The organism is Leclercia sp. LSNIH1 (genome assembly GCF_002902985.1).
Lineage (GTDB): Bacteria > Pseudomonadota > Gammaproteobacteria > Enterobacterales > Enterobacteriaceae > Enterobacter.
In genome coordinates this window covers 436,586-457,602 of record NZ_CP026167.1, presented here as the reverse complement: position 1 = coordinate 457,602, position 21,017 = coordinate 436,586, and the positions used below count along the sequence as shown (strand labels likewise).

18 protein-coding genes are annotated in these 21,017 nt (G+C 56.0%); 7 read left to right on the top strand and 11 right to left on the bottom strand.

Annotation, left to right across the window (positions count from 1 at the left end; translation table 11 throughout):
* Positions 1 to 8: 8 nt before the first annotated feature.
* From dusB to acuI, 11 genes are all read right to left on the bottom strand, one after another.
* A complete protein-coding gene (gene dusB / locus C2U54_RS02395) occupies positions 9 to 974 on the bottom strand; it encodes a tRNA dihydrouridine synthase DusB (protein WP_103177243.1) in 966 nt (321 codons plus the stop codon).
* 329 nt (positions 975 to 1,303) lie between these two features.
* Positions 1,304 to 2,044 carry a carbonic anhydrase gene (locus tag C2U54_RS02390; protein ID WP_103177242.1) on the bottom strand — a complete coding sequence of 247 codons (741 nt, stop codon included), beginning with the start codon at positions 2,042 to 2,044 and terminating at the stop codon, positions 1,304 to 1,306.
* A 142-nt stretch (positions 2,045 to 2,186) separates the two neighbouring features.
* Entirely contained in the window at positions 2,187 to 3,068 is an 882-nt protein-coding gene (prmA, locus tag C2U54_RS02385) for a 50S ribosomal protein L11 methyltransferase (protein WP_103177241.1), read from the bottom strand.
* Positions 3,069 to 3,079: 11 nt separating this feature from the next.
* The gene (gene panF / locus C2U54_RS02380) at positions 3,080 to 4,531 is read right to left on the bottom strand and encodes a sodium/pantothenate symporter (protein ID WP_103177240.1); all 1,452 of its coding nucleotides are present in this window, start codon (positions 4,529 to 4,531) and stop codon (positions 3,080 to 3,082) included.
* Positions 4,521 to 4,766, bottom strand: a complete 246-nt coding sequence (locus C2U54_RS02375; RefSeq protein ID WP_103177239.1) for a YhdT family protein — start codon at positions 4,764 to 4,766, stop codon at positions 4,521 to 4,523. Before C2U54_RS02375 ends, panF begins: the two co-directional genes overlap by 11 nt.
* Before the next feature lie 108 nt (positions 4,767 to 4,874).
* A complete protein-coding gene (accC, locus tag C2U54_RS02370; RefSeq protein WP_103177238.1) occupies positions 4,875 to 6,224 on the bottom strand; it encodes an acetyl-CoA carboxylase biotin carboxylase subunit in 1,350 nt (449 codons plus the stop codon).
* 10 nt (positions 6,225 to 6,234) lie between these two features.
* Positions 6,235 to 6,705: an acetyl-CoA carboxylase biotin carboxyl carrier protein gene (gene accB, locus C2U54_RS02365; RefSeq protein WP_103177237.1), complete on the bottom strand. Its 471-nt coding sequence runs from the start codon at positions 6,703 to 6,705 to the stop codon at positions 6,235 to 6,237.
* Between the two features lie 22 nt (positions 6,706 to 6,727).
* Positions 6,728 to 7,180 carry a type II 3-dehydroquinate dehydratase gene (aroQ, locus tag C2U54_RS02355; protein WP_103177236.1) on the bottom strand — a complete coding sequence of 151 codons (453 nt, stop codon included), beginning with the start codon at positions 7,178 to 7,180 and terminating at the stop codon, positions 6,728 to 6,730.
* Positions 7,181 to 7,413: 233 nt separating this feature from the next.
* Entirely contained in the window at positions 7,414 to 8,013 is a 600-nt protein-coding gene (gene msrQ, locus C2U54_RS02350) for a protein-methionine-sulfoxide reductase heme-binding subunit MsrQ (RefSeq protein WP_103177235.1), read from the bottom strand.
* Positions 8,014 to 9,015, bottom strand: a complete 1,002-nt coding sequence (gene msrP / locus C2U54_RS02345; RefSeq protein ID WP_103177234.1) for a protein-methionine-sulfoxide reductase catalytic subunit MsrP — start codon at positions 9,013 to 9,015, stop codon at positions 8,014 to 8,016.
* A gap of 77 nt (positions 9,016 to 9,092) precedes the next feature.
* The gene (gene acuI, locus C2U54_RS02340) at positions 9,093 to 10,067 is read right to left on the bottom strand and encodes an acrylyl-CoA reductase (NADPH) (RefSeq protein WP_103177233.1); all 975 of its coding nucleotides are present in this window, start codon (positions 10,065 to 10,067) and stop codon (positions 9,093 to 9,095) included.
* Between the two features lie 183 nt (positions 10,068 to 10,250).
* Between acuI and csrD the strand changes: the two genes are divergently transcribed.
* The 7 genes from csrD to yhdP all read left to right on the top strand — a co-directional run bounded on the left by csrD (position 10,251) and on the right by yhdP (position 20,984).
* Positions 10,251 to 12,191: an RNase E specificity factor CsrD gene (csrD, locus tag C2U54_RS02335; protein WP_103177232.1), complete on the top strand. Its 1,941-nt coding sequence runs from the start codon at positions 10,251 to 10,253 to the stop codon at positions 12,189 to 12,191.
* A gap of 280 nt (positions 12,192 to 12,471) precedes the next feature.
* Positions 12,472 to 13,515 carry a rod shape-determining protein MreB gene (mreB, locus tag C2U54_RS02325; protein ID WP_000913396.1) on the top strand — a complete coding sequence of 348 codons (1,044 nt, stop codon included), beginning with the start codon at positions 12,472 to 12,474 and terminating at the stop codon, positions 13,513 to 13,515.
* A gap of 62 nt (positions 13,516 to 13,577) precedes the next feature.
* Complete coding sequence (gene mreC / locus C2U54_RS02320; RefSeq protein WP_103177231.1) at positions 13,578 to 14,594, top strand: rod shape-determining protein MreC; 1,017 nt, start codon at positions 13,578 to 13,580, stop codon at positions 14,592 to 14,594.
* A complete protein-coding gene (mreD, locus tag C2U54_RS02315) occupies positions 14,594 to 15,082 on the top strand; it encodes a rod shape-determining protein MreD (protein ID WP_103177230.1) in 489 nt (162 codons plus the stop codon). The genes mreC and mreD overlap by 1 nt, the downstream gene beginning before the upstream one ends.
* A gap of 9 nt (positions 15,083 to 15,091) precedes the next feature.
* Entirely contained in the window at positions 15,092 to 15,685 is a 594-nt protein-coding gene (locus C2U54_RS02310; RefSeq protein WP_103177229.1) for a Maf family protein, read from the top strand.
* Positions 15,675 to 17,144, top strand: a complete 1,470-nt coding sequence (gene rng, locus C2U54_RS02305) for a ribonuclease G (protein WP_103177228.1) — start codon at positions 15,675 to 15,677, stop codon at positions 17,142 to 17,144. Before C2U54_RS02310 ends, rng begins: the two co-directional genes overlap by 11 nt.
* 42 nt (positions 17,145 to 17,186) lie before the next feature.
* Entirely contained in the window at positions 17,187 to 20,984 is a 3,798-nt protein-coding gene (yhdP, locus tag C2U54_RS02300) for an AsmA2 domain-containing protein YhdP (RefSeq protein WP_103177227.1), read from the top strand.
* Positions 20,985 to 21,017: the final 33 nt, after the last annotated feature.

Genomic DNA, 21,017 nt, shown 5'->3' with positions numbered 1-21,017 from the left:
TTATTTCATTACGCAAGATTTTCGAAGTATGCCTCCAACGCCTCCAGCTGTTCGCTGGCATCCTCTATGGCGTTGAATGTGCGCCGAAACTGGTCATCCGGAGCGTGTTCCTGGAGATACCAGGATACGTGTTTACGCGCGATTCGGTACCCTTTAGCCTGACCATAAAAGTCATGCAGTTCCCGAATATGCGCGCATAGCAAGTGCTTAACCTCTGCCAGCGGCAGCGGGGCAAGCAGCTCCCCAGTGTCCAGATAATGCTGGATTTCCCGAAAGATCCAGGGTCTTCCCTGAGCCGCACGTCCTATCATCAGAGCATCAGCCCCTGTATAGTCGAGCACAGCTCTGGCTTTAAGCGGGTCAGTAATGTCGCCATTCGCGATAACCGGAATGGAAACTTTCTGCTTAACTGCCCGAATGCTGTCGTATTCAGCTTCACCGTTGAACAAACAGGCGCGGGTGCGTCCATGTATGGTCAGGGCCTGAATGCCACAGTCTTCGGCCAGTTGGGCAATCTCTACACAGTTACGGTGATCCGGCGACCAACCCGTGCGAATCTTTAACGTAACAGGAACGTCCACTGCGCTGACAACCGCGGTCAGGATCGACTTCACCTGATCGGGGTATTGCAGAAGGGCTGAACCTGCAAGCTTGCGATTCACCTTTTTGGCCGGGCATCCCATATTGATATCAATAATCTGGGCGCCACTTTCCACGTTGATACGCGCGGCATCTGCCATCTCTTCAGGCACGCTCCCGGCGATTTGCACGGTGCGGATACCTGGTTCGTCAATGTGCACCATCCGAAGACGGGATTTATCGCTTTCCCAAACCTGCGGGTTAGACGACATCATCTCTGAAACGGTTAATCCTGCTCCCATCTCATAACACAGCGTCCTGAATGGTCGGTCGGTAATACCTGCCATAGGTGCTGCGATCAGGCGATTTCTGAGCTGGTGGTTTCCGATACGCATGAGTTAAGAAATGACCATACTGTGACTGCAAGGCGGCGTATCTTACGCATTTTTTGCACGAGATGAAAGGCCAAACTTTGAACAATCCACTGCGGTAGATCAATGAATCGCCGCTCTATTACTCCCATTGAATTTATTCATCATTTAAATCATTGGGTTAGCGCGGGCGTGTTGTTTCGTTGGGTGTAACATTTTCCCGTAACTTCTTATCGTTTCTGATAAATGAATTGGTTATTCGGGATAATCTGCTGTTTTTAACAGCAGATTATCCCGCTTCTTTGCGATCCAGGTCGCATTTTAGAACATGATATCAGGATGAAAAGCGAGCGTTATTCCACGACAGTACGGCCATGTAATGGTTGTACCGGGCGATTATTATCGTGGTGCATAGTTCGTGTAAATTTTTCCAGCTGGGCTACAGACAATGTGAGCGGGTGTTGCATGACAATCCAGATCACCCCCTCTGAGCAGGGTGGCGTGGTTAAGGAACCGCTATAACGCCAGTACGTTTTCTCGTGTGGCAAGAGTTTGTTCAGGTCCAGATGCGTAGTAAGGGAGGTACTTTGCTCCACCTTCTGCGGCATGACGCTCCACAATTTGTCCAGTTCGGCGTTCGCCTTGCCTGTGTTGAACATGACGGCCACAACCGCTATCTCACCTGCTGCGTTTTTATGAACCAGATGCATCTCCAGCGCGAACTTTTTACCGTGGATCATGTTTTCAGCGGGGGCATGGAAGTGGAATTGTTGCAGTGTCCAGGCCTGATTATCCAGGGTAATAGTGTCTTTTGTACCGTCTTTCTCGCCAGCCTGAATAGTGTGCCCATTATTCGTTAACGTTACCGGACCGTCGGAATAGTGGGTTGCAAGGGGAAGAATATGTGCTTTGAGGGTTTTTTCGACGTTGATCGGCGACTGGTACATACCGGTCTGGCAGGTTTTGAAGTTACTGTCTATCTCTCCCCAATGCTCGGGGGCTCCTTCGCCTTCATAACTCCAATGGGACGCCCATGCTGAGACTGACATTAAGCTGAGGACAAGTACCGCCGCCTTACTAACGTAAGCTTTCATTATATTCTCCTTATAAATGGTAATGAGTAAAATAATAAATAAAAACAATTAGTTATTACTATTTTACAGGAGAATTAATTCGGGAAAGAGTGTTATTGCGGGTAAAAAAATAGCGTGGCCAGGGATGACCACGCTGGAGTGATTACTTCTTACAACCTGTTATGCGACACCACTCCTCTTTCTCCACGACCGGATCAAGAGTGAACAGCTCGGCGTAGGCATCGCATACGCTTTCAGCCTGGCTGGCAAGGATACCGGAAAGGCCCAGCAGACCCCCCTCAACGGGCAGCACACTGATTAGCGGCGCCAGTTCCCGTAACGGGCCAGCCAGAATGTTAGCGACCACGACATCGGCTTTCATGGCTTGCGGCTGGTCATCCGGCAGATAGAGCTCAAGGCGATCGGAGACACCGTTGCGTTCAGCGTTGTCGCGACTGGCCTGAATCGCCTGCGGATCGATATCGATCCCAATCGCTTTTGCCGCACCCAGCTTCAGGGCCGCGATGGCGAGGATCCCGGAGCCGCAACCAAAGTCGATCACCGTCTTGCCGTCCAGATCCAGACCATCCAGCCACTGCAGGCACAAAGAGGTGGTCGGGTGGGTACCGGTACCAAATGCCAGGCCCGGATCGAGCATCACATTTACCGCATTTTCATCCGGCACGTCGCGCCAGCTCGGGCAGATCCACAGACGCTTGCCGAACTGCATCGGGTGGAAGTTATCCATCCATTCGCGCTCCCAGTCTTTATCCTCCAGCTGCTCGATCTTATGCGCGAAGCCTGCACCCAGCAGCGGATGATTTTCCAGAATGGCCACAACCTCGGCCATGTCGGTTTCGGCATCAAACAGACCGATGACATCGGTATCGCCCCACAGACGCGTTTCACCCGGCAGCGGTTCAAACACCGGCGTGTCATGCGTGTCCTGGAAGGTGATGGAGACCGCTCCGGCCTCCATCAACGCATCGCTCATCTCTTCGGCATTGGCGCCGGTCGTATTCAGTTTTAGTTGGATCCACGGCATGGCAAAACTCTTTATTTATCAGTAGAAATGACGGCGGTCTGCGGAGCGGGTTGACCGAAACGGTTCCCCACCACAAACGCCAGCAAACTTAGCAGTAACGAAGGCACAATCGGATGGAAGCCCAGATACTGAATTTTAAAGGTGGCGAGCACGGCATAGAGCACGCCGCCGACAATCATTGCGCTCAGCGCACCGGCTGCATTGGCGCGCTCCCAGTAGAGGCCAAGCACCAGCGGCCAGAGGAACACCGCTTCCAGCCCGCCGAACGCCAGCAGGTTGAGCCAGATGATCATCTCCGGCGGTCGCCACGCGGCCAACAGCAGCAACGCGCCCAGAACCAGGGTGATCGCGGCTGACATCCGCTTCAGGCGGCGCTCGTTGTTCATCTGCTCAGGATGAATATTCAGATAGAGATCTTTAATGATCGTAGCGGAACTTTGCAGCAGTTGAGCATTAATTGTCGACATGATCGCCGCCATTGGCGCAGCAAGGAAGATCCCGGCAGCAAACGGCGGCAGCACTTTCACCATCAGGGTAGGGATCACCAGATCCGGCACGGTTAAGTCAGGTATTACCGCCCGGCCCAGCGCACCTGCAAGGTGCATACCGAACATCAGGATCGCCACCACGACAGTGCCGATGACAATCCCACGGTGTACCGCCTTGCTGTCTTTATAAGAGATGCAGCGCACGGCGGTATGGGGTAGACCAATCACCCCGAAGCAGACCAGCACCCAGAAGGAGGTCATAAAGGTTGGCGACAGAATGTCGTCCGCACCCTGCGGCGAAACCAGTTTCGGATCGATGGCTTGCAGTGTCTCCACCGCGTGACTTAACCCGCCCGCGGCATGCATCACGCCCACCAGCAGCACAAGGGTGCCGACCAGCATCACCATGCCCTGCAGCGTGTCATTGAGCACGCTGGCGCGGAAGCCGCCAAAGGCGGTATAGAGCGCAATACTGACCCCAAAAATCAGCAGGCCCGTTTCATAGGGAATACCGGCTGCGGTTTCAAGGAGACGCGCGCCGCCGATAAACTGCACGGTCATGGCACCCACGAAGGCCACCAGCAGGCTCAGGCTGGCCAGCCAGACCAGCAGGCGGCTCTGGTAGCGGGCAAAGAGCATGTCATTGAGAGTGACGGCGTTATAGCGACGCGCCAGGATAGCGAATTTTTTCCCCAGAATGCCCAGCGAGAGCCAGATGGCGGGCAGTTGGATCATCGCCAGCAATACCCAGCCCAGCCCATATTTATAGGCCGCGCCCGGGCCGCCAATGAAAGAGCTGGCGCTGATATAGGTGGCGGTCAGGGTCATCGCCAGCACAATACCACCCATCGAGCGGCTGCCAAGAAAATACTCGTTCAGGAACGTGCCCGTTGTCCGTTTGCGCATGGCGTAAACAGAGAGGCCAAAAACAATAAAAAGATACGCGACGAGGGGCAGGATCACTTCAAGCTGCATTATCGTCATCCTCCAGCGGAATATCGCGATAGATGAATTTCACCATCGCCCAGCAGAGCAGAATAAACACCAGCGGGATGAGCAGGCAGGCCATCTCAAACCAGTGAGGCAGACCGGTGATCCCGATTGCAGAGCCAGGTAAGTAAGCGGCCACTAACCATGCCGCGAGATAGAGAAGGGTTAACCACAGCGCCCAGCGCGCTTCTTTATGGGCCTGAACAAAACGTTTGTCCATTTTTTGTCCCTTGTGGAAAAAGAAAGCGGGATTGTACCTTATGGGGCCTGGCGATCCCCAGAAATAAAAAAAGGCCGGATTAACCGACCTTTTTACGCTTATGCAGGCTTATTTTTCATTAAGACCGAGTTTTTTCTCCAGATAGTGGATGTTGGTTCCACCATGCTGGAAGTTCTCGTCGCTCATGATACGCATCTGCAGATCAACGTTAGTTTTGATGCCGTCGATGATCAGCTCCTGCAGGGCGTTCTTCATGCGGGCAATCGCCACATCACGGGATTCGCCGTAGCAGATCAGCTTGCCGATCATTGAGTCATAGTACGGCGGTACGGTGTAACCGGCGTAGATATGAGACTCCCAACGCACACCAAAACCACCCGGCGCGTGGAAACGCGTGATTTTACCCGGGCTTGGCAGGAAGGTGTTTGGGTCTTCGGCGTTAATACGGCATTCCACCGCATGGCCTTTGACAATCACTTCTTCCTGCTTGATGGAGAGCGGCTGGCCCGCAGCGATACGCAGCTGCTCTTTGATCAGGTCAACGCCGGTGATCATTTCGGTAACCGGGTGTTCAACCTGAATACGGGTGTTCATCTCGATGAAGTAGAACTCGCCGTTTTCGAACAGGAACTCGAAAGTACCCGCCCCGCGATAGCCGATATCCACACAGGCTTTGGCGCAACGCTCGCCGATGTAGCGACGCAGCTCCGGCGTGATGCCTGGTGCTGGTGCCTCTTCGACCACTTTCTGGTGACGACGCTGCATGGAGCAGTCGCGTTCTGCCAGATAGATAGCGTTACCCTGACCGTCAGCCAGCACCTGAATTTCGATGTGGCGTGGGTTTTCCAGGTACTTCTCCATGTAGACCATGTCGTTGTTAAACGCGGCTTTCGCTTCCGCTTTGGTCATGGAGATAGACTGGGCCAGTTCGGCATCGCTGCGCACAACGCGCATACCGCGACCGCCGCCGCCGCCGGACGCTTTGATGATAACCGGGTAGCCAATGCGTTTTGCATGGGCGCGGTTAGCATCCATATCGTCGCCCAGTGGGCCGTCGGAACCCGGTACGGTCGGTACGCCCGCTTTCTTCATTGCGGTGATCGCAGACACTTTGTCGCCCATCAGACGAATGGTGTCAGCTTTCGGGCCGATGAAGATAAAGCCAGAGCGTTCAACCTGCTCAGCAAAGTTGGCGTTCTCAGAGAGGAAGCCGTAACCCGGGTGAATAGCCACCGCGCCGGTGATTTCAGCGGCGCTGATGATGGCCGGGATGTTGAGATAGCTTTTGACGGACGGAGCCGGGCCAATACAGACCGTCTCATCCGCCAGTAATACGTGTTTCAGATCGCGGTCCGCGCTTGAGTGCACAGCGACGGTCTTGATGCCCAGCTCTTTACAGGCACGAAGGATTCGCAGGGCAATCTCGCCACGGTTAGCGATAACAATTTTATCCAGCATGTTCGCCTCGTTACTCGATGACGACCAGCGGCTCGTCAAATTCAACCGGCTGACCACTTTCGACCAGAATCGCTTTCACAGTACCTGATTTGTCTGCTTCGATCTGGTTCATCATTTTCATGGCTTCAACGATGCACAGGGTATCGCCCACGTTAACTTTCTGGCCCACTTCGATGAACGCTTTCGCGTCCGGGCTCGGGGTGCGGTAGAAAGTACCAACCATTGGGGAACGTACGATGTGGCCACTGATTTCCGCTGCTGCTGGCGCTTCCATTGCTGGAGCCGCTGTTGGCGCGACAGCGTTAGACAGCGCTGGCTGCTGCATCATTGGTGCAGCATAAGCTTGTTGCATAACCGGGAAGCCTGCGTTTGGCGCTGCACGACTGATGCGTACAGACTCTTCGCCTTCAGAAATTTCCAGTTCGGAGATGCCTGATTCTTCAACCAGCTCGATCAGTTTTTTAATCTTACGAATATCCATGAGTGGGTTCCGTACTCTTTGTTTAGTGTGATTGTGACAGGCGTTTTACCGCTGTCTGTAAAGCGAATGAATAACCGTCAGCCCCCAGTCCACAGATGACGCCAGTGGCGATATCCGACAGGTAGGAGTGGTGGCGGAACGGCTCCCGCGCATGCACGTTGCTGAGGTGGATCTCGATGAACGGGATGCTCACTGCCAGCAGCGCGTCGCGAATAGCAACACTGGTGTGCGTAAACGCGGCCGGATTGATCAGGATATAGTCTGTGGTCTCTTTAGCCTGATGAATTCGGTCGATGAGTGCGTACTCCGCGTTCGACTGAAAATGGTCAAGTTCCACATTCAGCGCCGCTGCTTCGCTAACCAGACGTGTAACAATATCGGTGAGCGTCAGCGTGCCGTACTTCTCGGGTTCACGGGTGCCGAGCATATTCAGGTTCGGTCCGTTTAAAACTAAGATGTGAAACTTGTCAGCCATTGTGCCGCTATCTCCTGCGATTCTCCGGTAAAAAACAAAATATACCTTCGATGCACGATTGTCACCCTCTCAGGCTACGAAAAACCCGTCGGGGAGACCAAAGTGGCACATTATAACGATTTCGTAGCATTTGGCAGCTAAATACTGGTCTTATCAGGGAAGATTATCAACAGCATTCGGATAAATGCCCAGGAAGGTTAAACGATCTGCGGGGATACGCACGTTTTCGTTCACTATCGCCACCACTGGCGAAACTTCTTATAACGCCATGCCAGAAGCCCTAAAGCCAGTAACCCGTAGATGATCGGCTGTGGCGAGAGAATTTTCACTGACCAAAGGTAGTGGATGGGGGCCAGGATCGCGACAAGATAAACGAAATTATGCAGAAGTTGCCAGCGCCTCCCCAGTTTTCGCTGGGCATATTGGGTAGAGGTGAGGGTTAAAGCCAGCAAAATTATCCAGCTGACGATCCCGAGCGTCAGGTATGGACGGGTCACCAGTTCGCTTCCCAGCAGGGCCAGATTGTTGATGCCCAGCTCCAGTAACGCATAGCTGGTGAGGTGTAACGTCGCCCAGGCGAAGCACCATAGCCCCAGAAGGCGACGGGTGCGGATCAGCAGCGGCTGTTTTGCATAGCGCGCCAGCGGTGAAACCAGCAGAGTCGCCAGTAAAAATTTCAGCGCCGTCCGGCCAGTAAAGTGCTGGATATCTTTAGCCGGGTCGGCGCTAAAGCCGCCATGACTGGCGGCCCAGAAGAGCCATATAAAAGGAAGTAACCCTGCAAGATGCAGGGCGACCTTCAGCCAGGTAATCTGTTTTGCCGTCAGACGCACTTAGAAAAACTCCTTCAAATCGAGGCCGCGGTAGAGCGAGGCCACCTGGTCGGCATAGCCGTTAAACAGCAGCGTGGGCTGGCGCTTCACATCCAGCGCGCCGCCTGAGCCGATAAAACGCTCGGTAGCCTGCGACCAGCGCGGATGATCGACGTGCGGGTTCACGTTGGCGTAAAAACCGTACTCGTCAGGTGCGGCCAGGTTCCAGGTGGTGGGCGGACGCTCGCGGGTTAGCTTGATGCTGACAATCGATTTGATCCCCTTGAAGCCATACTTCCACGGTACGGTCAGGCGGATGGGTGCGCCGTTTTGCGGTGGCAGGGCTTTGCCATACACACCTACGGTGAGCAGCGTAAGCGGGTGCATAGCCTCGTCAATGCGCAGCCCTTCCACGTAAGGGTAATCGAGTCCGCCGCCGATAAACCGATCTTTCTGGCCAGGCATGATATCCGGGGCGTAAAGGGTCTGGAAGGCGACATACTTCGCATTGCTGGTGGGCTCTACCAGCGCCAGCAGTTTATGCAGCGGAAAACCTATCCACGGCACCACCATTGACCAGGCCTCAACGCAGCGCATACGGTAAATTCGCTCTTCCAGCGGAAAACGGTTAGTCAGGTCGTCGTAATCAAGGGTCAGCGGTTTTGCCACTTCGCCGTCGATTTTCAGCGTCCAGGGATTGGTCTTCAGGCTGCCGGCGTTGGCGGCAGGATCGGCTTTATCGAGGCCAAACTCATAGAAGTTGTTATAGCCCGTCACTTTCTCTTCAGGCGTCTTCGCAAGCTGGCTTTGCCACTGGGCAGGTTGGGTAAAGGTGAGCGGTTTTCCGGGTGGCGCTTTTGGGCGATCGTTGCCCTTGAACCAGTCCAGCAGGTCGGCCTGGGCGAGAGGCGAAAGGGTCAGCGCACCAGCGCCGATCCCCAGCATCTTCAGGATCTGGCGGCGCTTGAGCATAAAAACGGATTCCGCGGTGATATCGGCTTCCGTCAGGGGTTTCACTTTCATGGCATCCTCCGTCATGCATTTTTCTAAGCATGACGGAGGAGCGGGTTTAAAGCGAATATGTCACGAAAATTTGAAGATTACGCCAGCTTCACCAGCGTACGGCCCTGGATCTGGTTATTGATGATCTTCGCGGCATACTCCGGTGCCTGCTCAAGGCTAATCTGAGTGGCGCTTTGGTCGTAGAAGGCGGCCGGCAGATCGCGAACCAGTCGCTCCCAGGCCTGGGCACGGCGCTCTGGCGGGGTCATCACCGAATCGACACCCTGCAGACGGACGTTGCGTAGAATAAACGGCATCACCGTAGTCGGCAGGGCAAAACCGCCCGCCAGGCCGCACGCCGCGACGCAGCCGCCGTAGTTCATCTGCGCCAGCACTTTCGCCAGCACTTTGTCGCCCACGGTATCAATGGCACCGGCCCAGATCTGTTTCTCCAGCGGGCGGGTCTCAGCGAATTCGTCGCGGCCCAGAATGCGGCTCGCGCCCAGGGAACGCAGATAGTTATGGGTGCTTTCACGGCCAGAGACCGCCGCGACCTGATAGCCCAGCTTATGCAGCAGGGCAACCGCCGTGCTACCGACGCCACCGCTGGCGCCCGTCACCACCACTTCACCCGATTCAGGACGTACTCCGGCCTCTTCCAGCGCCATTACGCAGAGCATGGCGGTAAAACCGGCGGTGCCGATGATCATCGCTTTCCGGCCATCCAGCCCTTTTGGCATGGGTACCAGCCAGTCGCCGTTGACGCGCGCCTGCGCCGCCAGCCCGCCCCAGTGGTTTTCCCCCACGCCCCAGCCGGTCAGCAGCACCTGCTGGCCGGCATGAAAACGTGGGTCTTCGCTGGCATGTACGCGTCCCGCAAAATCGATACCTGGAACCATTGGGAAATTGCGGATAATTTTTCCGGTGCCCGTAATGGCCAGGGCGTCTTTATAGTTAAGGCTGGACCAGTCGATATCTACAGTCACGGCGCCTTCAGGCAGGCGGCTCTCTTCGATAGATTGTACTGACGCAAGAGTTTTGCCTTCCTGCTGTTCTAAGATCAAAGCCTGCATACGATTCCTTACTCAGCATGATGATTGGAAAAAAATTTTTGGAGACTATACTCGCTCAATGACATGCAATGCCGATTTAACGCAATAAATTGCCAGATACACCTGATTTGGTAGTATGCCAGTGCCGTATTGCGAGTTAGTACTTACTTGCTATCCTCACCAACTCACGGAGTAATCTCAAGGATGCGATTATCGACGAAGTTCTCCGCTTTTATCTCCTTGCTTACCGGGTTGACCATATTCGTCACCTTTATCGGCTGTTCGCTCAGTTTTTATAATGCGATCCAGGGAAAGCTGGCGAACCGCGTCCACTCCGTGGCGTCAGTGATTGATTCCCGCCTTGTCAGCACACCCTTTCCAGAACTTTCCCGTCAACTGGATGAGCTGATGGCCCCGGTGGATATCATGCGGGTGGAGATTAAGCAGGGCGGCAACCTCCTTTTAAGCCACACCGGGCATACGCATTACCGGCAGGTGGGTTCACCTCCGCAGATGCTCCAGCTCACCGTCCCCTCCCTGAAAAACCCCGGTATGACGATAAGCCTGGTCTATCTGGACCCAATGACCAGTTATTTTCGTTCATTGATGACTACCGCACCGCTCACGGTGGCGGTGATTTTCATCGTGGTGCTGATCTTCCTGGCGGTGCGCTGGCTGCGGCGTCAGCTCGCCGGACAGGAGCTACTGGAGTCGCGTTCTACGCGGATCCTTAACGGTGAACGCGGCGCGCAGGTGCGCGGCTCGGTCTATGAGTGGCCCTCACGCACCAGCAGCGCGTTGGACGTTTTGCTGTCCGAAATTCAGTTCGCCAGCGACCAGCGCAGCCGGATAGATACCCTGATCCGATCCTATGCCGCCCAGGACAATAAAACCGGCCTCAATAACCGCCTGTTCTTTGATAATCAGCTGGGCACTTTGCTGGAAGATCAGGAGAACGTGGGCACACATGGGGTGGTGATGATTATCCGTCTGCCGGACTTCGATCTGCTGAAAGATAACTGGGGGCGGGCAGTGGCGGAGGAGCAGCAGTTTACGCTCATTAATATGCTCTCCACCTTTATCATGCGTTACCCCGGCGCACTGCTGGCACGCTATCACCGCAGTGATTACGCCGTATTGTTGCCGCACCGCACGCTGAAGGAGTCTGAAAGCATTGCCGGGCTGCTGTTGAAATCGGTGGATGCGCTCCCACCCAGCAAAATGCTCGATCGTGATGACATGGTGCATATCGGCATCTGCGCCTGGCGCGGCGGCCAGTCTACCGAGCAGGTGATGGAACATGCCGAGGCTGCCACCCGTAATGCGGTGTTGCAAGGGGCGAACGGCTGGGCGGTTTATGATGACTCCCTGCCCGAAAAAGGACGCGGCAACGTGCGCTGGCGAACCTTAATCGAGCAGATGCTGACCCGAGGCGGACCGCGGATTTACCAAAAACCGGCGGTGCTGACCAGCGGCAAGGTCCATCATCGGGAACTGCTCTGTCGAATCTTCGACGGCAACGAAGAGGTGATATCGGCCGAGTATCTGCCGATGATCCTGCAGTTTGGCCTGTCTGAAGAGTACGATCGCCAGCAGATATCGCGCTTGATGCCATTTTTATCCTACTGGCCCGAAGAGAACCTGGCGCTGCAGGTGACGGTGGAGTCGTTGATCCGCCCGCGTTTCCAGCGCTGGCTGCGGGATCTGCTGATGCAATGTGAAAAATCGCAGCGGAAACGGATTATTTTTGAACTTGCAGAGGCGGATGTTTGTCAACACATCAGTCGGTTACAGCCGGTTGTTCGGCTGATTAACGCGTTGGGCGCGCGCGTCGCGGTGACGCAGGCGGGTTTAACGCTGGTCAGCACCAGCTGGATCAAGGCGCTGGAGGTTGAGCTCCTGAAGCTGCATCCGGGGCTGGTAAGAAATATTGAAAAGCGCACGGAAAACCAGCTGCTGGTACAGAGCCTGGTGGAAGCGTGCAAAGGAACGCAAACGCGTGTATTTGCTACGGGTGTGCGGTCGCGAACGGAATGGCAGACATTGACAGAGCGCGGCGTGACAGGGGGTCAGGGCGATTTTTTTGCGGCCTCTCAGCCTCTTGACAGCAATGTGAAAAAATATTCGCAAAGATACTCTGTTTAACCTGCCGTTTGGTGAGTTTTCACGTAGAATATCGCGCCTGTAGCGTGATGTATGACGAGCAAAATGACAGTGAACGACCTTTAACGGGTTACAAATGTACGTGAGGAACGCTGCTGTTTTCTCAGCCCTGAGGGAGTCAGGCGACGATTTGTAACAAAGGAAACGTGCTGCACTAATTTTCACCGTAGCAGGCGATTTTTGCGCCTTGTCGCTGCTGCGTGTGGTTGGTAAAGTAAGCGGATTTTGTTTTCCGCCCCAGCTTTCAGGATTATCCCTTAGTATGTTGAAAAAATTTCGTGGCATGTTTTCCAATGACCTGTCCATTGACCTGGGTACCGCGAATACCCTCATTTATGTAAAAGGACAAGGCATCGTACTGAATGAGCCTTCAGTTGTGGCCATTCGTCAGGATCGTGCTGGTTCACCGAAAAGCGTAGCGGCTGTAGGCCATGACGCTAAGCAGATGCTTGGCCGTACGCCGGGTAATATCGCTGCCATTCGTCCGATGAAAGACGGCGTTATCGCTGACTTCTTCGTGACCGAGAAAATGCTTCAGCACTTTATCAAGCAAGTGCACAGCAACAGCTTTATGCGTCCGAGCCCACGTGTTCTGGTGTGCGTGCCGGTTGGCGCTACCCAGGTTGAACGTCGTGCTATTCGTGAATCCGCTCAGGGCGCTGGTGCGCGTGAAGTTTTCCTGATTGAAGAGCCAATGGCGGCGGCAATCGGCGCGGGTCTGCCGGTTTCCGAAGCAACCGGTTCCATGGTGGTGGATATCGGTGGCGGTACCACTGAAGTGGCCGTTATCTCCCTGAATGGTGTGGTTTACTCCTCCTCGGTACGTATCGGTGGCGACCGCTTTGACGAAGCCATCATTAACTACGTTCGCCGTAACTACGGCTCTCTGATCGGTGAAGCCACCGCAGAGCGTATCAAGCACGAAATCGGTTCTGCTTATCCGGGTGATGAAGTTCGCGAGATCGAAGTTCGCGGCCGTAACCTGGCAGAAGGGGTTCCGCGTGGCTTTACCCTGAATTCCAATGAGATCCTCGAAGCGCTGCAGGAGCCGTTAACCGGTATCGTCAGCGCCGTCATGGTTGCCCTCGAGCAGTGCCCGCCGGAACTGGCTTCCGATATCTCCGAGCGCGGTATGGTTCTGACCGGTGGTGGTGCGCTGCTGCGTAACCTCGACCGCCTGTTGATGGAAGAGACAGGAATTCCTGTCGTAGTTGCAGAAGATCCACTGACTTGCGTAGCCCGTGGCGGCGGCAAGGCGCTGGAGATGATCGACATGCACGGCGGCGACTTGTTCAGCGAAGAGTAGTCAGGTGTGAAAGGGTAGCGGATGGCTACCCTTTCTCTCTGACGCGAGAGTACGCATAGCCTATGAAGCCAATTTTTAGCCGTGGCCCGTCGCTACAGTTTCGCCTCATCCTTGGGGTGTTGGTAGCGCTTGGTGTCATTATTGCCGATAGCCGCCTCGGTACGTTCAGCCAGATCAGAACGTACATGGATACCGCCGTCAGTCCTTTCTATTTTGTATCAAATGGTCCCCGTGAATTACTCGACAGCGTTTCGCAAACTCTGTCCTCACGCGATCAACTCGAACTTGAAAACCGCGCGTTACGTCAGGAACTGCTGCTGAAAAACAGCGAACTGCTGATGCTGGGCCAGTACAAGCAGGAGAATGCCCGTCTGCGCGAGCTGCTGGGCTCCCCGCTGCGTCAGGATGAGCAGAAGATGGTGACCCAGGTGATCTCCACCGTTAACGATCCGTACAGCGATCAGGTGGTCATCGACAAAGGCAGCGTTAATGGCGTCTACGAAGGCCAGCCTGTTATCAGCGATAAAGGCGTCGTCGGTCAGGTGGTAGCCGTTGCTAAGCTCACCAGCCGCGTATTGCTGATTTGCGATGCGACCCATGCGCTGCCGATCCAGGTTCTGCGTAACGACATCCGCGTGATCGCCGCCGGTAACGGTTGTACGGACGATCTACAGCTGGAACATCTGCCGGCGAATACCGATATTCGCGTGGGTGACGTACTGGTGACCTCCGGTCTCGGCGGGCGTTTCCCGGAAGGGTACCCGGTTGGGGTGGTCTCCTCCGTGAAGCTGGATACTCAGCGCGCGTATACGGTGATTCAGGCACGTCCTACCGCTGGCTTACAGCGTCTGCGCTATCTGCTGCTGTTGTGGGGCGCCGATCGTAACGGTAGCAATCCCATGACGCCGGAAGAGGTGCACCGCGTGGCGAATGAACGTCTGATGCAGATGATGCCGCAGGTTCTGCCTGCGCCAAATTCCATGGGGCCGCCTGCGCCAGTTCCTGCGCCGGCGACAGGGCTGACCCAGCCACCGCCTGATGCGCCGCCGCCACCGCAACTCTCTCCGGGAGGGCAATAGTGGCAAGCTACCGTAGCCAGGGACGCTGGGTTATCTGGCTCTCGTTTTTGATCGCGCTGTTGCTGCAAGTCATGCCCTGGCCGGACGACATTCTCGTTTTCCGGCCAAACTGGGTGCTGCTGATTTTGCTCTACTGGATCCTTGCTCTGCCGCACCGCGTAAATGTGGGCACAGGTTTTGTGATGGGTGCCATACTGGATCTGATCAGTGGCTCGACGCTTGGCGTACGCGCGCTGTCCATGAGTATCATCGCATACCTGGTCGCACTGAAATATCAGCTCTTTCGTAATCTGGCGCTCTGGCAACAGGCGCTGGTGGTGATGTTGTTATCCATGGCCGCGGATATCATTGTTTTCTGGGCAGAGTTTTTAGTGATCAACGTCTCTTTCCGTCCGGAAGTGTTCTGGAGTAGTGTAGTAAACGGTGTGCTCTGGCCATGGCTGTTCCTGTTGATGCGTAAGGTCCGCCAGCAATTTGCCGTGCAATAAAAGGTTTCTATGACGTCTTTATATCTCGCTTCCGGCTCCCCGCGCCGTCAGGAGTTGCTCACGCAGTTGGGTCTCTCTTTTGAACGTATCGTTACCGGCATTGAGGAAAAACGGGCTGAGGGCGAAAGCGCTCAGCAGTATGTCTCTCGCCTGGCGCGGGAGAAAGCGCAGGCTGGCGTGGCGCAGGTGCCGCGCGATTTACCGGTGCTGGGTGCAGATACCATCGTGATCCTTAACGGTGAAGTCCTCGAGAAACCTCACGACGGCGAGCATGCCTTCAGGATGCTGCGCAAATTGTCCGGACAAACGCATCAGGTGATGACCGCCGTCGCGCTGGCTGACCGTCAGCACGTGCTCGACTGTCTGGTTGTCACCGATGTCACGTTCAGAGTACTCACAGATGAGGATATCGCCGGTTATATCACCAGCGGTGAACCTATGGATAAAGCAGGTGCATACGGTATTCAAGGGTTGGGTGGCTGTTTTGTCAGGAAGATCAATGGCAGCTATCACGCCGTAGTCGGCTTACCGCTGGTGGAAACGTATGAGTTGCTGAGCAATTTTAACTCACTGCGTGAGGGAAGGGATAATTATGACGGCTGAATTGTTGGTAAACGTAACGCCATCGGAAACCCGTGTGGCCTATATTGATGGCGGCATTCTTCAGGAAATCCATATTGAGCGCGAAGCGCGACGCGGAATAGTAGGCAATATCTACAAAGGTCGTGTCAGTCGTGTACTACCGGGTATGCAGGCGGCATTTGTAGATATTGGACTCGATAAAGCGGCATTTTTACACGCCTCGGATATCATGCCGCACACCGAATGCGTGGCGGGAGAAGAGCAGAAGCAGTTTACCGTCCGTGATATCTCCGAGCTGGTGCGTCAGGGCCAGGATCTGATGGTGCAGGTGGTGAAAGATCCGCTGGGCACCAAAGGGGCGCGCCTGACCACCGACATTACCTTACCCTCCCGTTATCTGGTCTTTATGCCTGGCGCGTCACACGTTGGCGTCTCCCAGCGTATCGAAAGTGAAAGCGAGCGCGAACGGCTGAAAAAAGTCGTCAGTGCTTACTGCGATGAGCAGGGCGGCTTTATCATTCGCACCGCCGCAGAGGGGATTAGCGAAGAGGATCTGGCCTCGGATGCCGCCTACCTGAAACGCGTCTGGACCAAAGTGATGGAGCGTAAAAAACGCAACCAGACCCGCTGTCAGCTGTACGGTGAACTGGCGCTGGCCCAGCGCGTCCTGCGTGACTTCGCCGATGCCCAGCTCGATCGCATCCGCGTCGACTCCCGTCTGACCTATGATGCGCTGCTCGAATTCACTGCGGAGTACATTCCTGAAATGCCGGGCCTGCTGGAGCACTACACCGGCAAACAGCCCATCTTCGATCTCTACGACGTTGAGAACGAAATTCAGCGCGCGCTGGAGCGTAAGGTCGAGCTGAAGTCCGGCGGCTATCTGATTATCGACCAGACCGAAGCGATGACCACCGTGGATATCAACACCGGGGCGTTTGTCGGGCATCGCAATCTGGACGACACCATTTTCAACACCAATATTGAAGCGACGCAGGCCATTGCGCGTCAGCTTCGTCTGCGCAATCTGGGTGGCATCATCATCATCGACTTTATCGATATGAGTAACGAAGACCACCGCCGTCGCGTGCTGCATTCGCTGGAGCAGGCGCTGAGTAAAGATCGCGTGAAAACCAGCATTAACGGCTTTTCCCAGCTTGGGCTGGTAGAAATGACCCGCAAGCGCACCCGTGAAAGCGTGGAGCATGTGCTGTGTAACGAGTGCCCAACCTGCCATGGTCGCGGCACGGTGAAGACGGTAGAGACGGTTTGCTACGAGATCATGCGTGAGATCGTTCGCGTGCATCACGCCTACGACTCCGACCGTTTCCTGGTCTATGCTTCTCCTTCGGTGGCGGAAGCCCTGAAAGGGGAAGAGTCACACGCTCTGGCGGAAGTGGAAATCTTTGTCGGCAAACAGGTAAAAGTACAAATCGAGCCGCTCTATAACCCGGAGCAGTTTGACGTGGTGATGATGTAAAACGCAGCGTGCTGCGAGAAAACGGCTGACAAGGAGAGACGCGTGAGGCGATTGCCGGGGATTTTACTGCTTACAGGGGCAACGCTGATAGTGATTGTCGCGCTGCTGGTAAGCGGGCTGCGTCTCGTATTGCCGCATCTGGACAACTGGCGCCCGCAGTTGCTGGCGAAGATCGAATCCGCGACCGGTGTGCCCGTCGCGGCCAGCCAGCTCAACGCGAGCTGGCAAAACTTTGGCCCGACCCTGGAAGTGCGCGACATCAACGCGCAGCTGAAGGATGGCGGCCACGTTAAGATTAAGCGTGTGACCCTGGCGCTGGATGTCTGGCAAAGCCTGCTGCACCTGCGCTGGCAGTTTCGCGATCTCACCTTCTATCAGCTGCAATTTCTGACCAACACCCCGCTGCGCAGCGACGATCGGGGCGAAGGCTTCGAAGCCAACCGCATCAGCGATCTCTTTCTGCGCCAGTTCGATCATTTCGATCTGCGCGACAGCGAGATAAGCTTTATCACCCTTTCCGGGCAGCGTGCCGAGCTGGCGATCCCCCAGTTAACCTGGCTCAACGGCAAAGAGCGCCATCGCGCCGAAGGCCAGGTCAGCCTCTCCAGCCTGAACGGACAGCACGGCGTGATGCAGGTGCGTATGGATCTGCGTGACGACAATGGCCTGCTGAATAACGGTAAAGTGTGGATGCAGGCCGACGACGTGGACGTCAAACCCTGGCTGGGAGAGTGGCTGCAGCAGGACATGCAGCTCGAAACCGCGCGCTTTAGCATTGAAGGCTGGATGACCCTCACCAACGGCCAGTTCGCCAGCGGCGATCTCTGGCTAAAGCAGGGCGGCGCCACCTGGCCGGGGGAAACGCGTCAGCATCAGCTCTCTGTGGATAATCTCACCGCCCATGTGACCCGTGCCAATGAGGGCTGGCAGTTCGCCATTCCGGATACCCGTATCACCCTGGATGACAAAGCCTGGCCACGCGGGGCCTTGTCGCTGGCCTGGATTCCGGCGCAGGATGTGGGCGGCGTTGACAGTAAACGCAGCGATGAACTGCGCATTCGCGCCAGCAATCTGGAGCTGTCTGGCCTTGAGGGGCTACGGACCCTTGCGGCGAAACTCTCTCCGGCGCTGGGCGAAGTCTGGCAGGCCACCCAGCCGGTGGGGGCGATCAACGCCCTGGCACTGGATATTCCGCTGCAGGCAACAGAAAAAACCCGCTTCAACATTGCCTGGACCGATCTCGCCTGGAAGCAGTGGGAGATGTTGCCGGGCGCCGAGCATTTTAGCGGCACGCTGGAAGGCAGCATGGAAGATGGCCGTCTGGTGGCCCATATGCGTGACGCGAAAATGCCGTATGAAACGGTCTTCCGCGCGCCGCTGGAAATTGAAAAAGGGACCGCCACCCTCCACTGGCTGAAGAACGAGAAAGGTTTCCAGCTCGACGGGCGCGACATCGACGTGAAAGCCAAAGCGGTGCATGCCCGGGGTGATTTCCGCTATCTGCAACCGGCGGGCGATGAGCCCTGGCTGGGGATCCTGGCGGGCATCAGCACCGACGACGGCTCACAGGCCTGGCGCTATTTTCCTGAAAACCTGATGGGTAAAGCGCTGGTGGACTATTTGAGCGGCGCCATTCAGGGCGGGCAGGCGGACAACGCCACCCTGGCGTATGGCGGCAATCCGCATCTCTTCCCCTACAAGCACAACGAAGGGCAGTTCCAGGTGCTGGTGCCGCTACGCAACGCCACCTATGCCTTCCAGCCTGGCTGGCCGGCGCTGAAAAACCTCGATATTGAGCTCAACTTCATCAATGACGGCTTGTGGATGAAAACCGACGGCGTGGCGCTGGGCGGCGTGAAGGCCAGCAACCTGACGGCGGTGATCCCCGATTATTCAAAAGAAAAACTGCTGATCGACGCCGATATCAACGGGCCTGGAAAAGCCGTTGGGCCCTATTTTGACGAGACGCCATTAGACGATTCGCTGGGCGCCACGCTCCAGCAGCTCCAGCTGGATGGCGATGTGAATGCTCGCTTACATCTGGATATCCCGCTGGACGGCACCATGACCACCGCAGAAGGCGACGTCAGGTTGAAAAATAACAGCCTGTTCATCAAGCCACTGAACAGCACGTTGAAAAACCTGACCGGCCAGTTCAGCTTCGTGAATGGCGATCTGAAAAGCGGGCCGCTGACCGCAAACTGGTTCAGCCAGCCGGTGAAGATCGATTTCTCCACCACCGAGGGCGAGAAAGCCTACCAGGTGGCGGTCAATATGGATGCCAACTGGCAACCTTCGCGGATGGATGTGCTGCCCAAAGTGGTCAGCCAGTCCCTTGAAGGCCGTTTACCTTGGAACGGCAAAGTCGCAATCGATCTGCCTTATCGTGGCACCCCGCATTACAAAGTGGACATCAGCGGCGACCTGAAAAGCGTCAGCAGCGATCTGCCTTCTCCCCTGAACAAGCGCGCAGGCGAGCCGCTGCCGGTGAAGCTAAATGTCGACGGGGATCTCAACAGCTTTACCCTGACCGGCAACGCCTGCGGGACAAATCACTTTAACAGCCGCTGGCTGCTGAACCGTAAGCTAACGCTGGATCGCGCCATCTGGACCACCGACAGCCGCACCCTGCCGCCGCTGCCGGAGCAGGCGGGTATAGAGCTCAACCTGCCGCCGATGGACGGGGCAGAATGGCTGGCGCTTTTCCAGCGCGGGGTGGGGCAAAATGTGGATGAAGCGGCGCAGTTCCCGCAACACATCACGGTGCGCACGCCAGCGCTGACGCTGGGCGGGCAGCAGTGGAATAACCTGAGCATTGTCTCGCAGCCCACCCTCAACGGTTCGAAAATCGATGCCCAGGGACGGGAGATCAACGCCAGCCTGCTGATGCGTGACACCGCGCCGTGGCAGGCGCAGATCCGCTATCTCTATTACAATCCGGCCTCCGTCACCGCCGGGACAAGCAATAACGTCTCGCCGTTATCCAGTACCTCACGAATCGATTTTAGCGGCTGGCCTGACCTACAGCTGCGCTGCGCCGAGTGCTGGCTCTGGGGACAGAAGTATGGCCGAGTTAATGGCGATTTCACCATCAAGGGCGATACCCTGACCCTGGCGGGAGGGTTGATTGATACCGGCTTCGGGCGCCTGACCGCCAACGGCGAATGGGTGAACGGCGTCCGCGAGAAGCGCACCTCTCTGAAGGGGCAAATTAAGGGCAACAAGCTGGATGCCGCCGCTAACTATTTTGGCGTCACGACCCCGATTCGCGGTTCATCGTTTGATGTCGATTACGATCTGCACTGGCGCGACATGCCCTGGAAGCCTGACGAAGCCTCGCTTAACGGCATTCTGAAAACGCGGCTGGGGAGAGGTGAAATCGCCGATCTCAGCACCGGCCATGCAGGGCAACTGTTGCGGTTACTCAGTTTCGACGCCCTGCTGCGCAAGCTGCGCTTTGACTTCAACGATACCTTTAATGAAGGCTTCTACTTCGACTCGATCCGCAGCACCGCGTGGATCAAAGATGGCGTATTGCACACCGACGATACGCTGGTGGACGGGCTGGAAGCAGATATCGCCATGAAAGGCTCCGTCAATCTGGTGCGTCGTGAGCTGGATATGGAAGCGGTGGTGGCGCCGGAAATTTCCGCCACCGTCGGCGTGGCGGCGGCCTTTGCCGTTAACCCGATTGTGGGCGCGGCGGTGTTTGCCGCCAGTAAAGTGCTGGGGCCACTGTGGAGCAAAGTCTCCATTCTGCGCTATCACATTACCGGCCCGGTGGATAAACCGCAGATTAATGAAGTGCTGCGTCAGCCTCGCAAAGATGCACAGCAATGATTTGACGCGGGCAATTAATTGCCTCACTCTCAA

Coding starts and splice junctions, on each gene's coding strand:
- dusB (WP_103177243.1), bottom strand. CDS start 974: ATGCGTATCGGAAACCACCAGCTCAGAAATCGCCTGATCGCAGCACCT.
- C2U54_RS02390 (WP_103177242.1), bottom strand. CDS start 2,044: ATGAAAGCTTACGTTAGTAAGGCGGCGGTACTTGTCCTCAGCTTAATG.
- prmA (WP_103177241.1), bottom strand. CDS start 3,068: ATGCCGTGGATCCAACTAAAACTGAATACGACCGGCGCCAATGCCGAA.
- panF (WP_103177240.1), bottom strand. CDS start 4,531: ATGCAGCTTGAAGTGATCCTGCCCCTCGTCGCGTATCTTTTTATTGTT.
- C2U54_RS02375 (WP_103177239.1), bottom strand. CDS start 4,766: ATGGACAAACGTTTTGTTCAGGCCCATAAAGAAGCGCGCTGGGCGCTG.
- accC (WP_103177238.1), bottom strand. CDS start 6,224: ATGCTGGATAAAATTGTTATCGCTAACCGTGGCGAGATTGCCCTGCGA.
- accB (WP_103177237.1), bottom strand. CDS start 6,705: ATGGATATTCGTAAGATTAAAAAACTGATCGAGCTGGTTGAAGAATCA.
- aroQ (WP_103177236.1), bottom strand. CDS start 7,180: ATGGCTGACAAGTTTCACATCTTAGTTTTAAACGGACCGAACCTGAAT.
- msrP (WP_103177234.1), bottom strand. CDS start 9,015: ATGAAAGTGAAACCCCTGACGGAAGCCGATATCACCGCGGAATCCGTT.
- acuI (WP_103177233.1), bottom strand. CDS start 10,067: ATGCAGGCTTTGATCTTAGAACAGCAGGAAGGCAAAACTCTTGCGTCA.
- csrD (WP_103177232.1), top strand. CDS start 10,251: ATGCGATTATCGACGAAGTTCTCCGCTTTTATCTCCTTGCTTACCGGG.
- mreB (WP_000913396.1), top strand. CDS start 12,472: ATGTTGAAAAAATTTCGTGGCATGTTTTCCAATGACCTGTCCATTGAC.
- mreC (WP_103177231.1), top strand. CDS start 13,578: ATGAAGCCAATTTTTAGCCGTGGCCCGTCGCTACAGTTTCGCCTCATC.
- C2U54_RS02310 (WP_103177229.1), top strand. CDS start 15,092: ATGACGTCTTTATATCTCGCTTCCGGCTCCCCGCGCCGTCAGGAGTTG.
- rng (WP_103177228.1), top strand. CDS start 15,675: ATGACGGCTGAATTGTTGGTAAACGTAACGCCATCGGAAACCCGTGTG.